The 18,346-nt window shown below is 68.5% G+C and carries 21 protein-coding genes; 14 read left to right on the top strand and 7 right to left on the bottom strand.

All coding sequences use genetic code 11. The annotated features are described in order from the left end of the window. The first annotated feature begins 3 nt into the window (after positions 1–3). From QE360_RS06750 to QE360_RS06705, 10 genes are all read left to right on the top strand, one after another. On the top strand, positions 4–1,386 hold the full coding sequence (locus tag QE360_RS06750; protein WP_309700254.1) for a DUF1501 domain-containing protein: 1,383 nt from the start codon (positions 4–6) through the stop codon (positions 1,384–1,386). 227 nt (positions 1,387–1,613) lie between these two features. Then, positions 1,614–2,675 (top strand): NAD(P)-dependent alcohol dehydrogenase, encoded by a 1,062-nt coding sequence (locus QE360_RS06745; RefSeq protein ID WP_309700252.1) that lies wholly within the window; start codon positions 1,614–1,616, stop codon positions 2,673–2,675. Between the two features lie 289 nt (positions 2,676–2,964). Beyond that, a complete protein-coding gene (locus QE360_RS06740; protein WP_309700250.1) occupies positions 2,965–3,864 on the top strand; it encodes a heme o synthase in 900 nt (299 codons plus the stop codon). Continuing rightward, complete coding sequence (locus QE360_RS06735; RefSeq protein WP_307101516.1) at positions 3,861–3,995, top strand: hypothetical protein; 135 nt, start codon at positions 3,861–3,863, stop codon at positions 3,993–3,995. The genes QE360_RS06740 and QE360_RS06735 overlap by 4 nt, the downstream gene beginning before the upstream one ends. Next, on the top strand, positions 3,995–4,534 hold the full coding sequence (locus QE360_RS06730; RefSeq protein WP_309700247.1) for a cytochrome c oxidase assembly protein: 540 nt from the start codon (positions 3,995–3,997) through the stop codon (positions 4,532–4,534). Before QE360_RS06735 ends, QE360_RS06730 begins: the two co-directional genes overlap by 1 nt. 35 nt (positions 4,535–4,569) lie before the next feature. Beyond that, positions 4,570–5,481 carry a cytochrome c oxidase subunit 3 gene (locus QE360_RS06725; RefSeq protein ID WP_309700245.1) on the top strand — a complete coding sequence of 304 codons (912 nt, stop codon included), beginning with the start codon at positions 4,570–4,572 and terminating at the stop codon, positions 5,479–5,481. Beyond that, positions 5,441–5,881 carry a DUF983 domain-containing protein gene (locus QE360_RS06720; protein WP_309700243.1) on the top strand — a complete coding sequence of 147 codons (441 nt, stop codon included), beginning with the start codon at positions 5,441–5,443 and terminating at the stop codon, positions 5,879–5,881. Before QE360_RS06725 ends, QE360_RS06720 begins: the two co-directional genes overlap by 41 nt. Continuing rightward, complete coding sequence (locus tag QE360_RS06715; protein WP_309700241.1) at positions 5,878–6,498, top strand: SURF1 family cytochrome oxidase biogenesis protein; 621 nt, start codon at positions 5,878–5,880, stop codon at positions 6,496–6,498. The genes QE360_RS06720 and QE360_RS06715 overlap by 4 nt, the downstream gene beginning before the upstream one ends. A gap of 13 nt (positions 6,499–6,511) precedes the next feature. Further along, positions 6,512–7,900: a threonine synthase gene (gene thrC, locus QE360_RS06710; protein WP_309700238.1), complete on the top strand. Its 1,389-nt coding sequence runs from the start codon at positions 6,512–6,514 to the stop codon at positions 7,898–7,900. 10 nt (positions 7,901–7,910) lie between these two features. Next, positions 7,911–8,780: a class I SAM-dependent methyltransferase gene (locus QE360_RS06705; RefSeq protein WP_307101528.1), complete on the top strand. Its 870-nt coding sequence runs from the start codon at positions 7,911–7,913 to the stop codon at positions 8,778–8,780. A gap of 79 nt (positions 8,781–8,859) precedes the next feature. On the opposite strand, the gene QE360_RS06700 is transcribed toward QE360_RS06705, so the two are convergent. Genes QE360_RS06700 through QE360_RS06685 form a run of 4 tightly spaced genes read right to left on the bottom strand, consistent with a single transcriptional unit; the run spans position 8,860 to position 11,243 of the window. Then, entirely contained in the window at positions 8,860–9,597 is a 738-nt protein-coding gene (locus QE360_RS06700; RefSeq protein WP_309700235.1) for a methyltransferase, read from the bottom strand. Between the two features lie 4 nt (positions 9,598–9,601). Continuing rightward, a complete protein-coding gene (locus tag QE360_RS06695) occupies positions 9,602–10,240 on the bottom strand; it encodes a heme exporter protein CcmB (protein WP_309700233.1) in 639 nt (212 codons plus the stop codon). Beyond that, the gene (gene ccmA, locus QE360_RS06690; RefSeq protein WP_309700230.1) at positions 10,237–10,827 is read right to left on the bottom strand and encodes a heme ABC exporter ATP-binding protein CcmA; all 591 of its coding nucleotides are present in this window, start codon (positions 10,825–10,827) and stop codon (positions 10,237–10,239) included. The genes QE360_RS06695 and ccmA overlap by 4 nt, the downstream gene beginning before the upstream one ends. Beyond that, positions 10,824–11,243, bottom strand: coding sequence for a metallopeptidase family protein (locus QE360_RS06685; protein ID WP_309700228.1), 420 nt, complete (start codon positions 11,241–11,243; stop codon positions 10,824–10,826). Before QE360_RS06685 ends, ccmA begins: the two co-directional genes overlap by 4 nt. On the opposite strand from QE360_RS06685, the gene QE360_RS06680 reads away from it, so the two are divergent. Beyond that, positions 11,213–11,590 (top strand): 4a-hydroxytetrahydrobiopterin dehydratase, encoded by a 378-nt coding sequence (locus QE360_RS06680; protein ID WP_307101539.1) that lies wholly within the window; start codon positions 11,213–11,215, stop codon positions 11,588–11,590. The two genes, QE360_RS06685 and QE360_RS06680, sit on opposite strands and share 31 nt — an antisense overlap. Positions 11,591–11,727: 137 nt before the next feature. Here the strand turns inward: QE360_RS06680 and QE360_RS06675 are convergent, their stop codons facing one another. Then, positions 11,728–12,729: a fumarylacetoacetate hydrolase family protein gene (locus QE360_RS06675; protein ID WP_309700227.1), complete on the bottom strand. Its 1,002-nt coding sequence runs from the start codon at positions 12,727–12,729 to the stop codon at positions 11,728–11,730. Positions 12,730–13,007: 278 nt separating this feature from the next. On the opposite strand from QE360_RS06675, the gene QE360_RS06670 reads away from it, so the two are divergent. Both QE360_RS06670 and QE360_RS06665 read left to right on the top strand, forming a co-directional pair. Next, entirely contained in the window at positions 13,008–14,393 is a 1,386-nt protein-coding gene (locus tag QE360_RS06670; RefSeq protein WP_309700225.1) for a DEAD/DEAH box helicase, read from the top strand. Between the two features lie 197 nt (positions 14,394–14,590). After that, on the top strand, positions 14,591–14,857 hold the full coding sequence (locus QE360_RS06665) for a hypothetical protein (RefSeq protein ID WP_307101545.1): 267 nt from the start codon (positions 14,591–14,593) through the stop codon (positions 14,855–14,857). Between the two features lie 40 nt (positions 14,858–14,897). Here the strand turns inward: QE360_RS06665 and QE360_RS06660 are convergent, their stop codons facing one another. Continuing rightward, positions 14,898–16,856, bottom strand: a complete 1,959-nt coding sequence (locus QE360_RS06660) for a potassium transporter Kup (protein ID WP_309704095.1) — start codon at positions 16,854–16,856, stop codon at positions 14,898–14,900. Positions 16,857–17,002: 146 nt separating this feature from the next. Between QE360_RS06660 and pdeM the strand changes: the two genes are divergently transcribed. Continuing rightward, positions 17,003–17,665 (top strand): ligase-associated DNA damage response endonuclease PdeM, encoded by a 663-nt coding sequence (gene pdeM, locus QE360_RS06655; RefSeq protein WP_309700222.1) that lies wholly within the window; start codon positions 17,003–17,005, stop codon positions 17,663–17,665. 3 nt (positions 17,666–17,668) lie between these two features. Here the strand turns inward: pdeM and msrA are convergent, their stop codons facing one another. Then, positions 17,669–18,334, bottom strand: a complete 666-nt coding sequence (msrA, locus tag QE360_RS06650; protein ID WP_309700220.1) for a peptide-methionine (S)-S-oxide reductase MsrA — start codon at positions 18,332–18,334, stop codon at positions 17,669–17,671. Positions 18,335–18,346 lie beyond the last annotated feature (12 nt).

Here is an 18,346-nt window from a genome sequence, read left to right as displayed (position 1 = left end):
AGCATGATCCACGATCAGTCCCGACGCGCCTTCCTGAAGCGCAGCGCGCTGCTCGGCCTGGCGGGCACCGCCACCCCCTTCGTCACCAGCCTGGCCGCGATCGGCGAGGCGGCGGCGGCCACCGCGTCGGATTACAAGGCGCTGGTCTGCGTGTTCCTGTACGGCGGCAACGACTATGCCAACACGCTCGTCCCCTATGACGAGACCAGCTTCGCGGCCTATCGCGCGGCGCGCGCCAACATCGCCTATCAACGCGATGCGCTGGCGGGCAGCGTCCTCAATCCCGCCGTCGCGCTGCCGGGGGGCCGCGCCTATGCGCTGTCGCCATCGATACCCGAGATGAGCCAGCTGTTCGCGGCGGGCAAGATGGCGGTAGCGCTGAACGTCGGCACGCTGGTCGAACCGACGACCAAGACGCAATATGCCAACCGCACCGTCAGGCTGCCGCCCAAGCTGTTCAGCCACAACGACCAGCAGAGCTTCTTCCAGGCCTCGACGCCTGAGGGCGCGACGAGCGGCTGGGGCGGGCGGATCGGCGACGTGTTCCAGAGCGGCAACGGCGCCGCCGCGCTGACCTGCATCAACACCAGCGGCAACGCCGTCTATCTGACCGGGCGCAGCGCGATCCAATATGCGGTGGGCACGGGCGGGCCGGTGGCGCTGCTCGGCGGCAGCCGGACGCTCTATGGCTCGTCATCGGCGCTCGAGACGCTGCGCGGGTTGATGACCACCGAGCCGGGCTTTGCCATGGCGAGCGAACATGCCCGGATCAGCAAGCGCGCGCTCGACATCCAGGCGCAGTTGAGCAGCGCGCTGGCCGGGGCGCCCGCCGCCAATTTTCCGCTCTTCCCTTCCGGTAACACGCTGGCCGACCAGCTGAAGATGGTCGCGCGGATGATCGCGATCAGCCAGACGCTGGGGCTGAAACGGCAGGTCTTCTTCGTCTCGATGGGCGGGTTCGACCTGCATGACAATCTGGTCGCGCAGCATCCGGGGCTGCTCGCCAAGGTGTCGGCGGCGATGAAGGCCTTTTACGACACCACCGCCGCGATGGGCGTCGCCAACCAGGTGACCAGCTTCACCGCCTCCGACTTCGGGCGGACGCTGCAATCCAATGACGACGGCTCCGACCATGGCTGGGGCGGCATGCATTTCGTCGTCGGCGGCGCGGTGCGGGGCCAGCGCTTCTATGGCAAGGCGCCGATCGTCGGCACCAACAGCAGCGACGATGTCGGGCAGGGCCGCCTGCTGCCCACCATGTCGGTCGACCAATATGCCGCGACGCTGGCCAGTTGGTTCGGGATCGACTCGGGCGGTCTGCGGACCGTGCTTCCCAATATCGGCAATTACGACGCCTCGACCTGGAACCAGGGATTCATGGGATAGGATCGGGGCCGGGACACCGCCTTTCCCGGCCGGTCCCGGACAATCCCCGCCACCCAAAGCATGGCCGCAAATAGTATAGTGACAATATAACATCCTGCATTCTGGCGATTATCCGATCATCAACGATCGGAAAAACTTACCCTTCTCTTGGCTGGCACGCGACTCCGCCCGCCCCATATGGGCGCCGCGATCCTTCGGTCGCGTCACAGATTTCCAGAGGAGCTTCCATGCCCACTCCCGCCAAGGGCTATGCCGCCCAGTCGGCCGAGACCCCGCTCGCGCCCTTTTCCTTCGAGCGTCGCGATCCGCAGGGCGACGATGTCGCGATCGACATCCTCTATTGCGGGGTCTGCCACTCCGACCTGCACACCGCGCGGAGCGAATGGGCGGGCACCCAATATCCGTGCGTGCCGGGCCATGAGATCGTCGGGCGCGTGACCGCCGTCGGCGATGCCGTGACCAAGTACCGGGTCGGCGATCTGGTCGGCGTCGGCTGCATGGTCGACAGTTGCGGCCATTGCCCGTCCTGCCATGACGGCGAGGAGCAATATTGCGAGACGACCGGCTTCGTCGGCACCTATAACGGCCCCGACCCCGTGCTGGGCGGCCATACCTTTGGCGGCTATTCCGACCATATCGTGGTCAAGGAAGGCTTCGTCCTGAAGATCAACCATGACGATGCCGATCTGGCCGCCGTCGCACCTTTGCTCTGCGCCGGAATCACCACCTATTCCCCCTTGCGCCACTGGAAGGTCGGGCCGGGCCAGAAGGTCGGCATCGTCGGTCTGGGCGGCCTGGGCCATATGGGTGTGAAGATCGCCGCCGCGATGGGGGCCGAGGTCTATGTCTTCTCGACCTCGCCGAACAAGGCCGAGGATGCCAAGCGGCTGGGCGCCAAGGACCTGATCGTGTCGAAGGACGCCGATCAGATGGCCGAACACGCCAACAGCTTCGACTTTATCCTGAACACCGTGGCGGCCCCGCACGATCTCGACGCGTTCCTGATGCTGCTCAAGCGCGATGGGACGATGACGCTGGTTGGCGTACCCGACTCGCCTCACCCCTCGCCCTCGGTCGGCAATCTCGTCTTCCGCCGCCGGTCGCTGGCGGGCTCGCTGATCGGCGGCATCGCCGAGACGCAGGAGATGCTGGACTTCTGCCACCAGCATGGTCTGACCGCCGATATCGAGATGATCGCGATGGACGAGGTCAACACCGCCTATGACCGGATGCAGAAGAGCGATGTGAAATATCGCTTCGTCATCGACATGGCGACGCTGAAGGGCTGAGGCCCGTTTAGGCTACGCCCTCAATGCTGGGCACGCCCCTCCCGCAGGCGGGAGGGGATGGGGGAGGGCAGGCCACGGGCGATGGTCTCGGTGAGACCTCCGGCCCTCCCCCCGTCCCCCTCCCGCTTGCGGGAGGGGGTGCGCTCTTGGCGGGCGGGGCCATATTCTTCTCCCCATCCCGCAGGCGGGGGAGGGGGTGCCCCAGGGGTTGACCTTGATGGCCCCCCCAACCCTGGCAAAGACGCTTTGATTGCCCCCCTCCCCGCCAAGCCCTATATGCGGGACTCCCATGTCCAGCATTCCCTCTTCCGTTTTCGTGCCCGCCGACTGGCGCGACTTCCTCGCCCTGACCAAGCCGCGGGTAATGACGCTGGTCGTGTTCACCGGCCTGTGCGGAATGCTGGCCGCGCCGGTGGGGATCGATCCGGTGATCGGCTTCACCGCCATATTGTGCATCGCGCTGGGCGCGGGCGCGGCGGGGGCGCTCAACCAATGGTATGAGGCGGATTTGGATGCGCTGATGAAGCGCACCGCCAAGCGTCCCCTGCCCGCCGGTCGGATGACCCGCGAGTCGGCGCTGCATTTCGGGGTGGGGCTGGCCTGTTTCTCGGTCCTGCTGATGGGGCTGGCGGTCAATTACGTCGCCGCCGGCATCCTGACCGTTTCGATCCTGTTCTATGTCCTCGTCTATACCGTCTGGCTGAAACGGCGGACGCCGCAGAATATCGTCATCGGCGGCGCGGCGGGGGCGTTTCCGCCGCTGATCGGCTGGGCCGCCGCGACCGGCGAAGTGGCGCTGCTGCCCTTCCTGCTGTTCAGCCTCGTCTTCCTGTGGACCCCGCCGCATTTCTGGGCGCTCGCGCTCTTCGTGAAGACCGATTACGCCAATGCGGGCGTGCCGATGCTGCCCGTCGTCGCGGGCGAGCGGGTGACGCGGGCGCAGATCGGGCTCTACACCATCCCGATGGCCATCGCCGCCGTCGCCCCCTGGCCGTTGGGCCTGACGGGTGCGATCTATGGCGGAATCGCCAGCGTCGGGACGGCGATCTTCGCCGCCTATGCCGCGGTGGTCGCCTTTCGCCACACCCGGCCCGACGATGCGATGAAGCCCGAAAAGCGGCTGTTCAAATATTCGATCCTCTATCTTTTCCTTCTCTTCGGCGCGCTGGTGGTGGATCGTTGGGCATGACGCCTGACGATTCGAATCGGATTCGCGCCAAGCAGCGCGCCCGTGCCATGGTGATGGCCCTGCTGCTCGGCTTCCTGGTCGTGCTGATCTTCTTCATCACCCTGTCGAAGATCCGGTCGGGGATGCACTGATGCGGCTGACGCGCCAGGCCCGGACGGTCGCGTTCGCGCTGTTCGGCGTGGTGTTCATGACCGGCCTCGCCTTTGCCAGCGTGCCGCTCTACCGCATGTTCTGCCAGGTCACGGGCTATCAGGGCACGACCCAGCGCGGGGCCGCCGCGCCGGGCAGCGTCCACCGCCAGATCCGCGTCGATTTCGACGCCAATGTCTCCTCGCGGCTGGCCTGGACCTTCAAGCCCGAAAACCCGCACGAGACGGTCGATATCGGCGCGCGCGACATGGTGTTCTTCACCGCGACCAACAATGCGAAGGTGCCCGTCACCGGCACCGCGACCTTCAACGTGACGCCCGACCAGGCCGGACGCTATTTCACCAAGATCCAGTGCTTCTGCTTCATCCAGCAGACGCTGCAACCCGGCGAGACGGCGCGGATGCCGGTGATCTTCTTCATCGACCCCAAGATCCTGAACGACCCGGACGCGCGCGACATCGAGACCATCACCCTGTCCTACACATTTTACCCGGTGGATTCGGGGAAGAAAGCGGGTTAGCCTCCCTCTCAAAAGAGAAACATAGGGACGGGATCATGGCTGGCGCGAAGAACCACGACTATCATATCCTGCCGCCGAGCCCCTGGCCGCTGGCCAGTTCGATGTCGGCGCTGCTCATGGCCTCGGGCGCGATCATGTGGATGCACAGCGCGCCCGGCGGCGGCTGGGCGTTCCTGGCGGGGCTGGCGGCGGTGCTGTACTGCATGGGCAGCTGGTGGGCCGATGTCGTGCGCGAGGCGCATCATGGCGACCACACCCCCGTCGTCCAGCTGCATTTCCGATACGGCATGATCCTGTTCATCGCATCGGAGGTGATGTTCTTCGTCGGCTGGTTCTGGGCCTTTTTCGACTTCGCGCTGTTCCCGACCGCGATGAGCTTCGTCGACGGCCAGGTGGAACGCGCGACCGAGGGCGCCGCCGCCATCGCCGCGACCTGGCCGCCCAAGGGGCTGGAGGTGATCGACGCCTTCAAGCTGCCCTTGCTCAACACGCTGATCCTGCTGACCAGCGGCACCACCGTGACCTGGGCGCACCACGCGCTGATCCACAACCAGCGCGGCGGCGAGAAGCGCGGCCTGTGGGGCGTGCTGGGCGTCGGCGACCGGGACGGCGTGCTGAAGGGCCTGTGGCTGACGGTCGTGCTGGGCCTGATCTTCAGTTCGATCCAGGCCTATGAATATGTCCACGCGCCCTTCCCCTTCAAAGGGATCAACTATGGCGCGGCCTTCTTCATGGCGACCGGCTTTCACGGTTTCCACGTCATCGTCGGCACCATCTTCCTGATCGTCTGCCTGATCCGCGCCTATCGCGGCGATTTCACCCCGCGCCAGCATTTCGGGTTCGAGGCGGCGGCCTGGTACTGGCATTTCGTCGACGTGGTGTGGCTGTTCCTGTTCGTCACCATCTATGTCTGGGGTGGCTGGGGCGCGCCGGTCCATAGTGGCTGAGTTTACGCCGCCCACCATCGCGCAGGCCGCATTCGGGGGGCTGTGTCCGCGTTGCGGCCAGCCCCATTTGTTTGCCGGGCCGCTTTTCTCGAAACAGGTGACGACCTTCGCCGAAACCTGTGCGGCGTGCGGGCTGGATTTCACCCGCTTCAATGTCGGCGATGGGCCTGCCGCCTTCCTGACGCTGATCCTGGGCACGGTCGTCACCATCGCGGCGATCGCGGTCGAGCTGACGCTGCATCCGCCGCTCTGGCTGCACATGCTGATCTGGCTGCCGCTGACCGCCATCGGCGTCGTCTATACCCTGCGCGTCGCCAAGGGCGCGCTGGTGGCGGCCGAATATCGCAACGAAGCGCGCGAGGGCGCGGTCGCCAGACCCGACGCGGACGACGACGCATGAAGCGGGTGCCGGTCCTGCCCACGCTGGTCGTCGGACTGGCGGTCGCGGCGATGGTCGCGCTGGGGCTGTGGCAGTTGCTCGACCGGTTGCCACAGAAGCGGGCCTATCTGGCGCAGCTGGCCGCCAACCCCGCCAGGCCACCCATCGCCTTTCCGCTGTTCCCCGACGACAGCCTGCTCTTCCGCCGCACCGTCGCCGAGTGCCGGCCGCCCGTCACCATCCGTCGCGCCGGAGCCGGGGCGGCGGGGTTCCGGCTGATCGCGACCTGTTCGGTGCAGCACGGCGCGATGCAGGTGCAACTGGGCACCACCCATGATCCGCGCAAGGCGATCGCCTGGCCCGGCGGCCGGGTGACGGGCTATGTCGCCCACGCCCCCGACGGTCGCTCGCTGATCCAGTCGGCCTTCGACCACCGGCCGCAAGCCATGCTGCTGGTCGCGGACAGCCCGGCCGCCGGACTGGAGCCCAACCCCAGCCCCGATATCGACGCGGTGCCCAACAACCACCTGGCCTATGCCGTGCAATGGTTCCTGTTCGCCGCCATCGCCGCAATTATCTATGCTTTGGCGGTCGTTCGGCGCAATCGAATGGTTGTGGTGACCGACACACACGGTTAAGCCGCACCGCATCATGCGCTATCACAGTACCCGCGGCTCCGCCCCCGTCCTCGATTTCCGGGGCGCGACCCTGGCCGGTCTCGCCAGCGATGGCGGGCTCTATGTCCCCGAAGCCTGGCCGACCCTGACGCCCGAAGAGATTGAGGGGCTGGCGGGCCTGTCCTATGCGCAGACCGCCGCGAAGATCATGGCGCCGTTCGTCGGCGACAGCCTGACCGCCGAGGAGCTTCAGGACCTGTGCGACGCCGCCTATGGTCGCTTTTCGCACGCCGCCGTGACGCCCTTGGTCCAGCTCGACCATGACCAGTGGCTGCTGGAGCTGTTTCACGGCCCCACGCTGGCGTTCAAGGACGTCGCGCTCCAGATGCTGGGGCTGTTGTTCGAGCGGTTCCTGCGCGGCACCGACACCCGGCTGACCATCGTCGGCGCGACCAGCGGCGACACCGGATCGGCGGCGATCGACGCGGTGGCGGGGCGCGCCAATATCGACATCTTCATGCTGCACCCGGCGGGCCGCGTGACCGAGATCCAGCGGCGCCAGATGACCACGGTGCTGGCCCCCAATGTCCACAATATCGCGATCGAGGGGAATTTCGACGACGCGCAGGCGCTGGTGAAGGCGATGTTCAACGACCGCGCCTTTGCCGATCGCCACACCCTGTCGGCGGTCAACTCGATCAACTGGGCGCGGTTGATGGCGCAGGTCGTCTATTATTTCTACGCCGCCGTCCGGCTGGGCGCGCCGGGCAAGGCCGTCGCCTTCTCGGTGCCGACGGGCAATTTCGGCGACGTGTTCGCCGGCTATGTCGCGGCGCGCATGGGCCTGCCGGTCGAGCGGCTGATCGTCGCGACCAACGTCAACGACATCCTTCACCGCGCGCTGTCCTCGGGCGATTATTCCAAGGGGCAGGTGCAGGCGACCGCGACGCCGTCGATGGACATCCAGGTCAGCTCCAATTTCGAGCGGCTGTTGTTCGATGCGAACGGCCGCGACGGTGCGGCGCTGGCGGCGCAGATGAAGGGCTTCGAATCGTCGGGCGCGATGCGACTGACCAATGCGCAGAGCCAGAATATCGCCCCGCTCTTCACCAGCGCGCGGGTCGATGCGGACGATATGAGCCGCGCGATGCGCTGGGCGGCCGAGTCGACCGGGCAGATCCTCGATCCGCACACCGCCATCGCGCTGTCCGCCGCACGGGCGAGCGACGTTGCGGTGCCCGTCGTGACGCTGGCCACCGCGCATCCGGCCAAGTTCACCGACGCGGTCGAGCGCGCGACCGGGGTGCGGCCCCCGCTGCCCCCCCGCGTCGGCGACCTGTTCGAGCGCGAGGAACGCTTCACCACCCTGCCCGCCACCTTCGAGGCGGTGACGGCCTTTATCGACGGGCATGGTTTGCGCTAACGCGCATCCCATGAAACTCGAAACGATGATCGGCGAGCCCTGGGCGGATTACGGGCTGGTCGATTCCGGCCATGGTCGCAAGCTGGAACGCTATGGCCGGTTCCGCTTCATCCGCCCCGAACCCCAGGCGATGTGGGCCCCGGCGACCAGCGACTGGCGCGCGGCGGCCGAGTTCGTGCCCGGCTCGGACGAGGATGGCGGCGGCCGCTGGAACTTCAACGAGCCGGTCCCGCGCGAGGGCTGGCCGCTGAAGTGGAACGAGGTGCGCTTCACCGCACAGAACACGCCGTTCCGCCATCTGGGCTTCTTCCCCGACATGGCCCCTGTATGGAGCTGGATGCGCGAGCAGGTCGACGGGCTGGCCGAGCCGGAGTGCATGAACCTGTTCGGCTATACGGGCGTCGGCACGCTGGCGATGGCGAGCGCGGGCGCGAAGATGGTGCATGTCGATGCGTCGAAGAAATCGGTCGAGGCGGCGCGGAGCAATGCGATGCTGTCGGGCCTGGGCGATGCGCCGGTCCGCTGGATCATCGACGACGCCGCCAAGTTCGTCGCGCGTGAGGTGCGGCGCGGACGGCGCTATGACGGCATATTGCTCGACCCTCCCAAATATGGACGCGGGCCGGAGGGCGAGGTGTGGCGGCTGGAGGAAGACCTGCCGGGCCTGATCGCCAATTGTCGCCAGCTGCTCGACGGTGATTCGCGCTTCCTGTTCCTGACCGTCTATGCGGTGCGCATGTCGGCGATGGCGATCGGCGAGATGATGCGCCAGGTGATGGCCGACCTGCCCGGCAAGGTGGAGTGCGGCGAACTGGGCGTGCGCGAGGAAGCACGCGGGCTGACCCTGCCCACCGCCATCTGGGCGCGGTGGAGCCGGTAAAGACACACCCTCCGTTCAGCCTGAGCGAAGTCGAAGGCCACGCCAGATCATAGCGGCGGGGCATGTGCTTCGACTTCGCTCAGCACGAACGGGAGTTGGGAATTTCGATCAACGCCACCTCATAGGTCGCCACCGCACCGCCAGCCTCGAACCGCTTCGCGATCCGCCGCATCGCGCCCGGCGGGATCGGTTGGTGCCCTTCGCGCGGCGTTCCCGCACCGATCGCCCGGAGCGCGCGCATGAACGCGGCCGCCGAGCCGTGCCGCTGCTCGAACCGCCGGGTTTCGACCGGCCAACCCAGCGACCCGACCGGCGGATAGACCGGGCTCCCCGCCGCGAATCCCTCCGCCCGGTGCGCCTCGTGCCAGGCCGCGAACGTCCCCTCGACCAGCGTCGTCACCAGCATCCGCCCGCCGGGCGACAGCAGCGCCGCCAACCGCCGCAACCCGCCGCCCAGATCGGCAAACCACTGCACCGCCAGGCTGCTGACGATCAGGTCGAACGGCGCTTCGTCGGGCAGGTCGGGATGCTCGCCGTCCATCACCCGCCCCCGCGCGCCCGGCTGCCCCGCCAGTCCGCGCGCCAGCATGGCGGGGGCGATGTCGGTCATCAGCCAGTCGGCCCCCTCCAGCCGAGGCCGCACCGCGCCGGTCAGGAAGCCGGTGCCGCATCCCACCTCCAGCACGCGCGGGCCGGGCGGCGCGACCGCGACGATCCGCTCGGCCAGCCAGTCGGCGACCTGCCGCTGGACCACCGCATGCGCGTCATAGGCCGCCGCCGCGTCGAAGGCCCGCGCGATCACCTGGGCGTCTGCCATGATGTCAGTCCCGCACCGACCGGACCGCCGCCGCCGCCAGCCAGGGCGCTCCCGCCACCAGCAGCAGCGAACAGGCCGCCAGGAGCTTCATCGCCCCCATATCCCCGCCGCCCGCGCCGAAGATCAGCAGCGGCAGGGCGAGCGGCAACAGCAGCAGCCCCGCCACACCGCCCGCGCCGCGCAGCCCGGCGGTCAGCGCGCCCGTCGCCACCGCCAGCGCGGCCAGCCCCGGCGTGCCGAGCAGCAGCCCCGCCTCGACCCGGACCAGCGCCGCGCCGTCCAGCCCGAACAGCCCGGCCGCGAGCAGCGCCGCGAGCATCAGCGGCGGCGCAAAGGCCAGCCAGTGCCCCAGAATCCGCACCCCCATGACGAGCGGCAGCGACAGGCCGCGCACCGCGATCTGGTCGAACCAGCCCGATTCGCAATCGGGCGCGACCAGCCGCTCGACCGGCAACAGCGCCGCGAGCAGCGCCGCCACCCAGATCGCGCCCGCACCGATCCGCGCCAGCATCGCCCGGTCGGGCCCGATGGCGAAGGGAAAGAGAATGACCGCCAACAGGAAGAAGCCGCTGACCAGCCCCGCCCCGCCCCCGGCATAGCCGCGCCGCACATCGCGTGCGATCAGTGTGCCGATGATCGTCATGCCGGCACCCTCTCGGCCAGCAGGACCGGCTCGGCATCGGGCAGGGCGAGTGTCTGATGCGTGGCGAGCAGCACCGCCCCGCCCCCGGCGCGGTGGCGGGCAATGGCCTGTTCGAGCATCGCGACCCCGGCGGCATCCAGCCCGTTGCCCGGCTCGTCCAGCAGCCAGAGCGGCGCATCGGCCGCCAGCACCCGCGCCAGCGCCGCGCGCCGCCGCTGCCCGGTGGACAGCAGCCGCACCGGCACCTCGGCCAGCGCCGCCAGCCCGACCTCGGCCAGCGCCGCGACCACCCGCGCGGATGCCTGGTCGCCGCCATCCAGCTTCGCCCAGAAGGACAGCGCATCGACGAGGCGCCTGTCCAGGTCGAGCGCCAGATCCTCGGCCATCAGCGCCACCCGCCCGCTTCGCGCGACATGTCCCTCGAACGGGGCGATCAGCCCGGCGGCGAGGCGCAGCAGGCTGGACTTGCCGATGCCGTTGGGGCCGGTGACGAGCGCCGCCCCGCCGGGGCCCAGCGCCAGCGACAGCCCGGCGAACAACAGCCGCCCGCCGCGCGCGCAGGCGACCTGGGACAGCTGCAATATCACGCCGCCGGACCGTCCATCGCCTCTTCGAGCGCGTGCATATCCTCGTCCGACAGGCCGAAATGATGGCCGATCTCATGGATCGTCACATGCACGACCAGATCGTCCAGCCGTACCCCGGTCTCGACCCATTCGTCCAGGATCGCGCGGCGATACAGGTGGATGCGGTCAGGCAGGCTGCCGGAATCCATCGAACTCTTCTCGCCCACCGGACGCCCGTGATACAGGCCGGTCAGGTCGAGCGGATGGTCGAGCCCCAGCGCGGCCAGCGTCTCGTCATCGGCGAATTCCTCGACGATCAGCACCACATCGCCCAGGTGCGCCGCGAACGCCGCGGGAAGGCGCGCGATGGCGTCGCGCGCGATCGCCTCGATCACATCGGCCCCCGGTGCCGCGCCGATCCCGTCTTGCCCGCTCATGCGCGTCGTCATACCGCTGTGCCGGTCAAAAGAACAAGAGAAGCAAGGGGACGGCAATGGTGGAGCGGCTGAGCGAGCTGGACCGGGACGAGGCGCTGGACGGCCTGCCCGACTGGGACTGGGACGAGGGACGCGACGCGATCAGCCGCCGTTTCGTCTTCGCCGATTTCAACGAGGCGTTCGGCTTCATGACCCGCGTGGCGCTGCTGGCGGAGAAGGCGGACCATCATCCCGAATGGTCGAACGTGTGGAACCGGGTCGACATCGTGCTGACCACCCATGACGCGGGCGGCCTGTCGGCGCGCGACATCGACATGGCCGAGGCGATCGACGCCCTGGTGGAGTAAGTCCAATCCTCCCCAAGCTATGCTTGGGGAGGGGGACCGCCGCGAAGCGGTGGTGGAGGGGCGCCGTCACAGACGGCGGCTGACGCCGCCGCCCCTCCACCACCCCCCTCCCCATCCAAGATGGGGAGGAATGGGAGTTACCCCACCGTCTGCTCGATCGCGCCGAAGATCGGATGGTGGCGGTCGTCCTCCATCCAGATGCGGACGGTATCGCCCTTCTTCAGGAACGGCGTGACGGGCTCGCCGCCCCGGATCGTCTCGATCATGCGCAGCTCGGCCAGGCAGCTATAGCCGACGCCGCCCTCGGCGACGGGCTTGCCCGGCCCGCCATCGGCGTCGCGGTTGGACACGGTGCCCGAACCGATGATCGTCCCCGCCCCCAGCGCGCGCGTCTTGGCGGCATGGGCGACCAGCGTGCCGAAGTCGAAGGTCATGTCCTGCCCCGCATCCGCGCGGCCGAAGGGTTGGCCGTTGAGATCGACCTTGAGCACCCGGTGCAGCTTGCCGTCGCGCCACCAGTCGCCCAGCGACTCGGGCGTTACGAAGACCGGCGAAAAGGCCGAGGCGGGCTTGGACTGGAAAAACCCGAAGCCCTTGGCCAGTTCGCCGGGGATCAGCCCGCGCAGCGACACGTCGTTGGTCAGCCCGACCAGCCGGATCGCGGCCAATGCCTCCTCACGGCTCGCCCCCATGGCCACATCGCCGGTGACGACGACGACCTCGCCCTCCAAGTCGCAGCCCCAGCTTTCGTCGGCCAGCGGGATCGCGTCGCGCGGGGCCAGGAATCCATCCGACCCGCCCTGATACATTAGCGGATCGTGCCAGAAGCTGTCGGGCAGTTCCGCCCCGCGCGCCTGGCGGACGAGCGCGACGTGATTCACATAGGCCGATCCGTCCGCCCATTGATAGGCGCGCGGCAGGGGCGAGGCGGCGTCATGCTCGTGGAATCGCTCACGCGGTATCACCTCATGGTCGAGATCGGTCGCCAGATTGGCCAACGCGGGGGCGACGACATTCCAGTCGTCGAGGGCGGCCTGCAAGGTCGGGGCGATATGGCCCGCATCGGCATACCAGGCGAGATCGCTCGACACGACGACCAGCTTGCCGTCGCGACCACCCTTGAGACTGGCGAGTTTCATGCAGGACTCCTCTTCGCTAACTGGTATCGGATGTAACCATCCGCCCGCGGTTGTCACGCACCGCGACAATGATCCTGCCCGAAACTTGACTTTTCGCAAGGCGGGGCGCACATGCCCACCCGTCGAAGGCGTCCACTTGCAGCGTGAACGGACTCTCCAGTCCCGGCTCCGCCCCGACCCTGTCTCCAGGCTTCCCTTGTCACGCGGGGTGTCATCAACCCCGGCGCCGCCTCTCGCGGCCCTTCGTGACTCGCGCGCCCATGTCAGAAAGTCATTTCATGTCGTTTTCCGAACTCGGCCTTGCCGAGCCGCTCGTCCGCGCGCTCGAAGCCAAGGGCTATTCCGAACCCACCCCGATCCAGCGCGACTCGATCCCGACGCTGCTGGAGGGCCGCGACCTGCTGGGCATCGCGCAGACCGGCACCGGCAAGACCGCCGCGTTCGTGCTGCCGTCGATCCAGCGTCTGGTCGAGGCGAACAAGCGCGTCCTGCCGACCCATTGCCGGATGCTGGTGCTCGCGCCGACCCGCGAACTGGCCAGCCAGATCGCCGAGAATGCGAAGGGCTATGCCAAGTTTTCCAAGCTGGCGGTCGCGACCGTCTTTGGCGGCACCAGCCTGAACAAGAACCGCCAGGACCTGTCGCGCGGCGTGGACATCCTCGTCGCGACGCCGGGCCGCCTGATCGACCTGGTCGAGCAGGGCTTCCTGAACCTGTCGATGATCGAGATCCTGGTGCTGGACGAGGCCGACCAGATGCTCGACCTGGGCTTCATCCACGCGCTGCGCCGCATCGTGAAGATGATCCCGCGCAAGCGCCAGACCTTGTTCTTCTCGGCCACCATGCCCGCCGCGATCCGCGATCTGGCCGACAAGTTCCTCGACAATCCCGCGACCGTCACCGTGACCCCGGTGTCGACCACCGCCGAGCGCGTCGACCAGTCGGTGACGTTCGTGACGCAGCAGGAAAAGCAGGCGCTGCTGACCATCCTGCTCGCCGATCCCGCGATCGAGCTGGCGCTGGTCTTCACCCGCACCAAGCATGGCGCCGACCGCGTCGTGAAGCTGCTGGCGGGCAACGGCATCGCGGCCAACGCGATCCATGGCAACAAGAGCCAGGGCCAGCGCGAGCGCGCGCTGGGCGAGTTCCGCTCGGGCCAGACCCGCGTGCTGGTGGCGACCGACATCGCGGCGCGCGGCATCGACATTCCGGGCGTCAGCCACGTCTTCAACTTCGAGCTGCCCAATGTCGCCGAACAATATGTCCACCGCATCGGCCGCACCGCGCGTGCGGGCCGTTCGGGCATGGCCATCGCCTTCTGCGCCGAGGACGAGCGTCCGTATCTGAAGGACATCGAGAAGCTGACGCGGCAGAAGATCACCGTCGTCCCGCTGCCCGCCGACTTCGTGAAGCGCGCCGAGACGATCAAGTCGCAGCGGGTCAAGGCGATCGGCGCCGATCCCGCGCCGCGCGTCGACCGCCCGCGCGATCCGGCGCGGCCGCGCGCCACGCATTCCCCGCGCGCGACCGATGCCCGCGCGCCCCAGGGTCGCCAGCCGCGCCGTCGTGGCGGCGGTGGCGGAGCTGGTGGTCCGGGCGGCGGCGGTGGCCGCGGTCGTGGCGGCCGTCCCGGCGGCGGTGCGGGTCGCGGCGCCCAGGGCTGACCGCCTTCTTAGCCCCTCCCGCAAGCGGGAGGGGTTGGGGAGGGCATGGAAGTCTCACCGAGACTGTCGCTTGTGGCATTCCCTCCCCCATCCCCTCCCGCAAGCGGGAGGGGCGTGCCCGGCCCCAGACGCTGGCACCATTCCCGCCTCTCCCGCGTTGATCGCGTAACGATTTCCACGCGTCAGGAGAGATTGCCATGGATATTGCCCACACCCCCGCCGCCGAACGCATCGCACGCGTGCTGTGCGGCCAGCGGCTCAGCGCCAATGCGGGGGGCGATGCCGAATCCGCCGGGCGTCTCGTCGACGATCACTGGCGCGAGCATATGGCCGATGCGCTGGCGGTGCTGCGCACGCTGCGCGAGCCCGATCAGGCGATGGCCGATGCGGGCGATCCCGCCATCTGGGAAAAGATGATTCTCGTGGCGGTCGAGGCCGCCAAACCACCCAAGGTCACGCTGTAACCGCTGTTCCTCCCCAGGCGAGCCTGGGGAGGAACAGACCCTAGACCGTGACCTGTTCGCCCAGTTCGAGGACCTTGCCCGGCGGAATCCGCAGGAAGTCGGTCGGGTCGCTGGCGTTGCGCTGCAGGAACATGAAAACCCGGTCCTGCCAGGGCGGCATGCCCTTTTCCGCTTCGGGTTTGAGCGTGTTGCGGCCGATGAAATAGCTGGTCTTCATCGGGTCCAGCCCCGAATGCCGGGTCTCGACGCCCAGGTCCTTCAGGTCGCGCGGCACGTCGGGCGTTTCCATGAAGCCGTAGGTCAGGGTGACGGTCGCGAAATTGTCGTCCAGCCGCTCGACATGCGCGCGCCGCTCGGGCGGGACCACCGGACGGTCGGCGGTGCGGATCGTCACCACCAGATTCTGCGCGTGCAGGATCTTGTTATGCTTCAGATTGTGGAGCAGCGCGCCGGGGGCCGATGCGGGGTTGGCGGTCAGGAACACGGCGGTCCCCGCCACCCGCTCGGGCGGCCGCTTGGCGAGCGCGGCAGCAAGGTCGGCGAGCGGAATCGCCTGCCGCTTCTCGAAGGCCGAGACGATGCCCCGCCCGCGCACCCAGGTATGGATGATGAGCCCGACGCCCGCACCGACCAGCAGCGGCACCCAGCCGCCCTCGATCACGCGCAGGATGTTCGCGCCGAAGAAGACGAGGTCGAGCGCCAGGAAGGGCAGCAGCGCCGCCACCGCGACGCCGCGCGACCAGCCCCAGCGATGCCGCACCACCAGATAGGCCAGGCAGGTGGTCACGACCATCGTGCCCGTCACCGCGATGCCATAGGCCGCCGCCATCGCCGAGGAGGTCTTGAACTGGATCACCAGCACCAGCACCCCGAACAACAGCATCCAGTTGATCGCGGGAAGATAGATCTGCCCCCGGAAATCGGCCGAGGTCTGGCGGACGCGCAGGCGCGGCAACAGCCCCAGCTGGATCGCCTGCTGGGTCAGCGAGAAGGCGCCGGTGATCACCGCCTGCGCCGCGATCACGGTGGCAAGGCCCGCCAGCACGATCAGCGCGGGGCGCAACGGCTCGGGCGCCATCAGGAAGAACCAGTCCTGGTTGGCGAAGGGCTGGCCGCTCGCCGCCGCCTGTTCCAAAGTGGACAGCGCGAACGCTCCCTGCCCCAGATAGTTGAGCGCCAGCGCGGGCAGGACCAGCGAGAACCAGCCGATGCGGATGGGCAGCCGCCCGAAATGGCCCATATCGGCGGTCAGCGCCTCGGCCCCGGTCACGGTCAGGAACACCGCGCCCAGCACGAACAGCCCGACCAGCCCATGGCTCGCCAGGAAGCTGACGCCATAGCCCGGCCAGACGACCCGCGCGATCGAGGGCTCGTCGGCGATATGCCAGACGCCCAGCCCGCCGATGACCAGGAACCACAGGATGCAGATCGGGCCGAACAGCTTCGACACCTGCGCGGTCCCGCGCGACTGGATACAGAAGAGCACGACCAGGATGACGATGGTGCACAGCCGGATGATATTCTCGTCGAAGATCGTCGCGGCGGCGGGAATGGTGCGCAGCCCCTCCATCGCCGACAGCACCGACAGCGCGGGCGTGATGATCGCATCGCCATAGAAGAGCGACGCGCCCGCCGCCCCCAGCACCAGCGCGACGCGCGACCGCACGCCGGTCGCCCGCCGGGCGAGTGCGGCCAGCGCCAGCACCCCGCCCTCGCCCTGATTGTCGGCGCGCATCAGGAAGACGACATATTTGATCGTCACGACAAGGATCAGCGACCAGAGCGCCAGGCTGAGCACGCCCAGAATCTCGCTGGGGTCGATGCCGTCGCCCGCCGACTGGCCCAGCGCCTCGCGAAAGGCGTAGAGCGGGCTGGTGCCGATATCGCCGAAGACGACGCCGATCGCGCCGATGGTCAGCGCGACCAGCGCGGGATGGGGCGCATGCGACGATGCGCCGCTCTCCGCCGACTCCACGGATGCGGTCTGGATGCCCGTCATATCGGTCGCCGTCCCCGTCATGTCCGCCGGAACCCCCTGTGCCAAAAGGACGGCGCGCTTTACGCTTCTGCGCGCCCGACGCAAGGGCTTTCCCATAGCCTGTGCAATCGCTTGATCTTGCCAGGCGTCAAGCGCATGGACAGGAAATGGTTCCCTTTTCGTTCGGCGGCCAGGCGTTCAAGGCCCTGGCCGATGGCGCGCTGTTCTGGCCCGCGCGGGGCGCGCTGCTGGTCGCCGATCTCCATCTGGAGAAGGCGAGCTGGTATGCCGGGGGCGGGCAGATGCTGCCGCCCTATGATTCGCTCGCCACGCTGACCGAGCTGACCGCGCTGGTCCGCCAGACCGGCGCGCGCGAGGTCTGGTGCCTGGGCGACAGCTTTCACGATGCGGAGGGGTGCGACCGCCTGCTGCCCGAGGCGCGCGCGATGCTGCTCGCGCTGACCGGCGCGACGCGGTGGATGTGGATCACCGGCAATCACGATCCCGTCCTGCGCGATCGCTGCGGCGGCGCGGTGATGGACGAAGCGGCGGTCGACGGGCTGATCCTGCGCCACGAGGCCGATCCCGCCGAGACGCGGCCCGAACTGTCGGGCCATTTCCATCCCAAGCTGCGCCTGCGCGTCCGGGGCAAGATGGTCGCGCGCCGCTGTTTCATCGGCACCGCGCGCAAGCTGGTCCTGCCCGCCTTCGGGGCGCTGACCGGGGGGCTGGACGTCGACCACCCCGCGCTGGTCCAGGCGGTCGGTCGCCCGGCCGAGGCGCTGGTGCCAGTGCGCGACCGGATGCTGCGCTTTCCGGTCGCGGCCTGAGGCCTATCCCGCGCGCGCCAGATCGGGGAAGCCCGCGCGGAAGCCCGCCACCTTGGGCTTGTCCCAGCGCATGATATAGGGATGGCCGGGATTGCGGTCGTAGAAATTCTGGTGATCCGCCTCGGCGGGGAAGAAGCGCCCCTGCTCGATCCGCGTCGTGATCGGCCTGGCAAAGGCATGGGCCTGACTCAGCTGCGCGATATAGGCGCGCGCCACCCGCGCCTGTTCGGGCGACTGGGCGAAGATGGCCGAGCGATAGCTGGGACCGCGATCGGGGCCCTGCCCGCCGACCTGGGTCGGGTCGTGCGCGATCGAGAAATAGACGCGCAGCAGCGTGGCATAGGAGACCTGCGCGGGGTCGTAGGTGATCCGGATCGCCTCGGCATGGCGAGTCCGCTCGGTCGAGACGGCGGCGTAGTTGGCATCGGCCGCCGCGCCCCCGGCATACCCCGCGGTGACGCCGCGCACGCCCTTCACCCGCTCGAACACCGCCTCCATGCCCCAGAAACAGCCGCCCGCCAGGACCGCCACCTGCGGGCGCCGCGCGGCGGGCAGGTCGAGCGTCGCCTTGGGCAACGGCACGGCACGCTCGGCGTGCGCGGGAAGCGAGGACAAGGCGACCGCTCCGAATGCGGTCGCGGCCAGGGCGATGCAGAGGCTATTGCGCATCGCCGGGATATG

Origin of the sequence: Sphingomonas sp. SORGH_AS_0789, assembly GCF_031453055.1 — a bacterium.
Classification (GTDB): Bacteria; Pseudomonadota; Alphaproteobacteria; order Sphingomonadales; family Sphingomonadaceae; genus Sphingomonas.
The sequence above is the reverse complement of the archived record's forward strand: the minus strand, read 5'-3'. Positions and strand labels throughout refer to the sequence as shown.

Coding starts and splice junctions, on each gene's coding strand:
- pdeM (WP_309700222.1), top strand. CDS start 17,003: ATGGTTCCCTTTTCGTTCGGCGGCCAGGCGTTCAAGGCCCTGGCCGAT.
- QE360_RS06675 (WP_309700227.1), bottom strand. CDS start 12,729: ATGAAACTCGCCAGTCTCAAGGGTGGTCGCGACGGCAAGCTGGTCGTC.
- QE360_RS06670 (WP_309700225.1), top strand. CDS start 13,008: ATGTCGTTTTCCGAACTCGGCCTTGCCGAGCCGCTCGTCCGCGCGCTC.
- QE360_RS06715 (WP_309700241.1), top strand. CDS start 5,878: ATGAAGCGGGTGCCGGTCCTGCCCACGCTGGTCGTCGGACTGGCGGTC.
- QE360_RS06695 (WP_309700233.1), bottom strand. CDS start 10,240: ATGACGATCATCGGCACACTGATCGCACGCGATGTGCGGCGCGGCTAT.
- QE360_RS06685 (WP_309700228.1), bottom strand. CDS start 11,243: ATGAGCGGGCAAGACGGGATCGGCGCGGCACCGGGGGCCGATGTGATC.
- QE360_RS06745 (WP_309700252.1), top strand. CDS start 1,614: ATGCCCACTCCCGCCAAGGGCTATGCCGCCCAGTCGGCCGAGACCCCG.
- QE360_RS06660 (WP_309704095.1), bottom strand. CDS start 16,856: ATGACGGGCATCCAGACCGCATCCGTGGAGTCGGCGGAGAGCGGCGCA.
- QE360_RS06705 (WP_307101528.1), top strand. CDS start 7,911: ATGAAACTCGAAACGATGATCGGCGAGCCCTGGGCGGATTACGGGCTG.
- QE360_RS06740 (WP_309700250.1), top strand. CDS start 2,965: ATGTCCAGCATTCCCTCTTCCGTTTTCGTGCCCGCCGACTGGCGCGAC.
- QE360_RS06665 (WP_307101545.1), top strand. CDS start 14,591: ATGGATATTGCCCACACCCCCGCCGCCGAACGCATCGCACGCGTGCTG.
- QE360_RS06750 (WP_309700254.1), top strand. CDS start 4: ATGATCCACGATCAGTCCCGACGCGCCTTCCTGAAGCGCAGCGCGCTG.
- msrA (WP_309700220.1), bottom strand. CDS start 18,334: ATGCGCAATAGCCTCTGCATCGCCCTGGCCGCGACCGCATTCGGAGCG.
- thrC (WP_309700238.1), top strand. CDS start 6,512: ATGCGCTATCACAGTACCCGCGGCTCCGCCCCCGTCCTCGATTTCCGG.
- QE360_RS06700 (WP_309700235.1), bottom strand. CDS start 9,597: ATGGCAGACGCCCAGGTGATCGCGCGGGCCTTCGACGCGGCGGCGGCC.
- QE360_RS06725 (WP_309700245.1), top strand. CDS start 4,570: ATGGCTGGCGCGAAGAACCACGACTATCATATCCTGCCGCCGAGCCCC.
- QE360_RS06730 (WP_309700247.1), top strand. CDS start 3,995: ATGCGGCTGACGCGCCAGGCCCGGACGGTCGCGTTCGCGCTGTTCGGC.
- QE360_RS06735 (WP_307101516.1), top strand. CDS start 3,861: ATGACGCCTGACGATTCGAATCGGATTCGCGCCAAGCAGCGCGCCCGT.
- QE360_RS06720 (WP_309700243.1), top strand. CDS start 5,441: ATGTCTGGGGTGGCTGGGGCGCGCCGGTCCATAGTGGCTGAGTTTACG.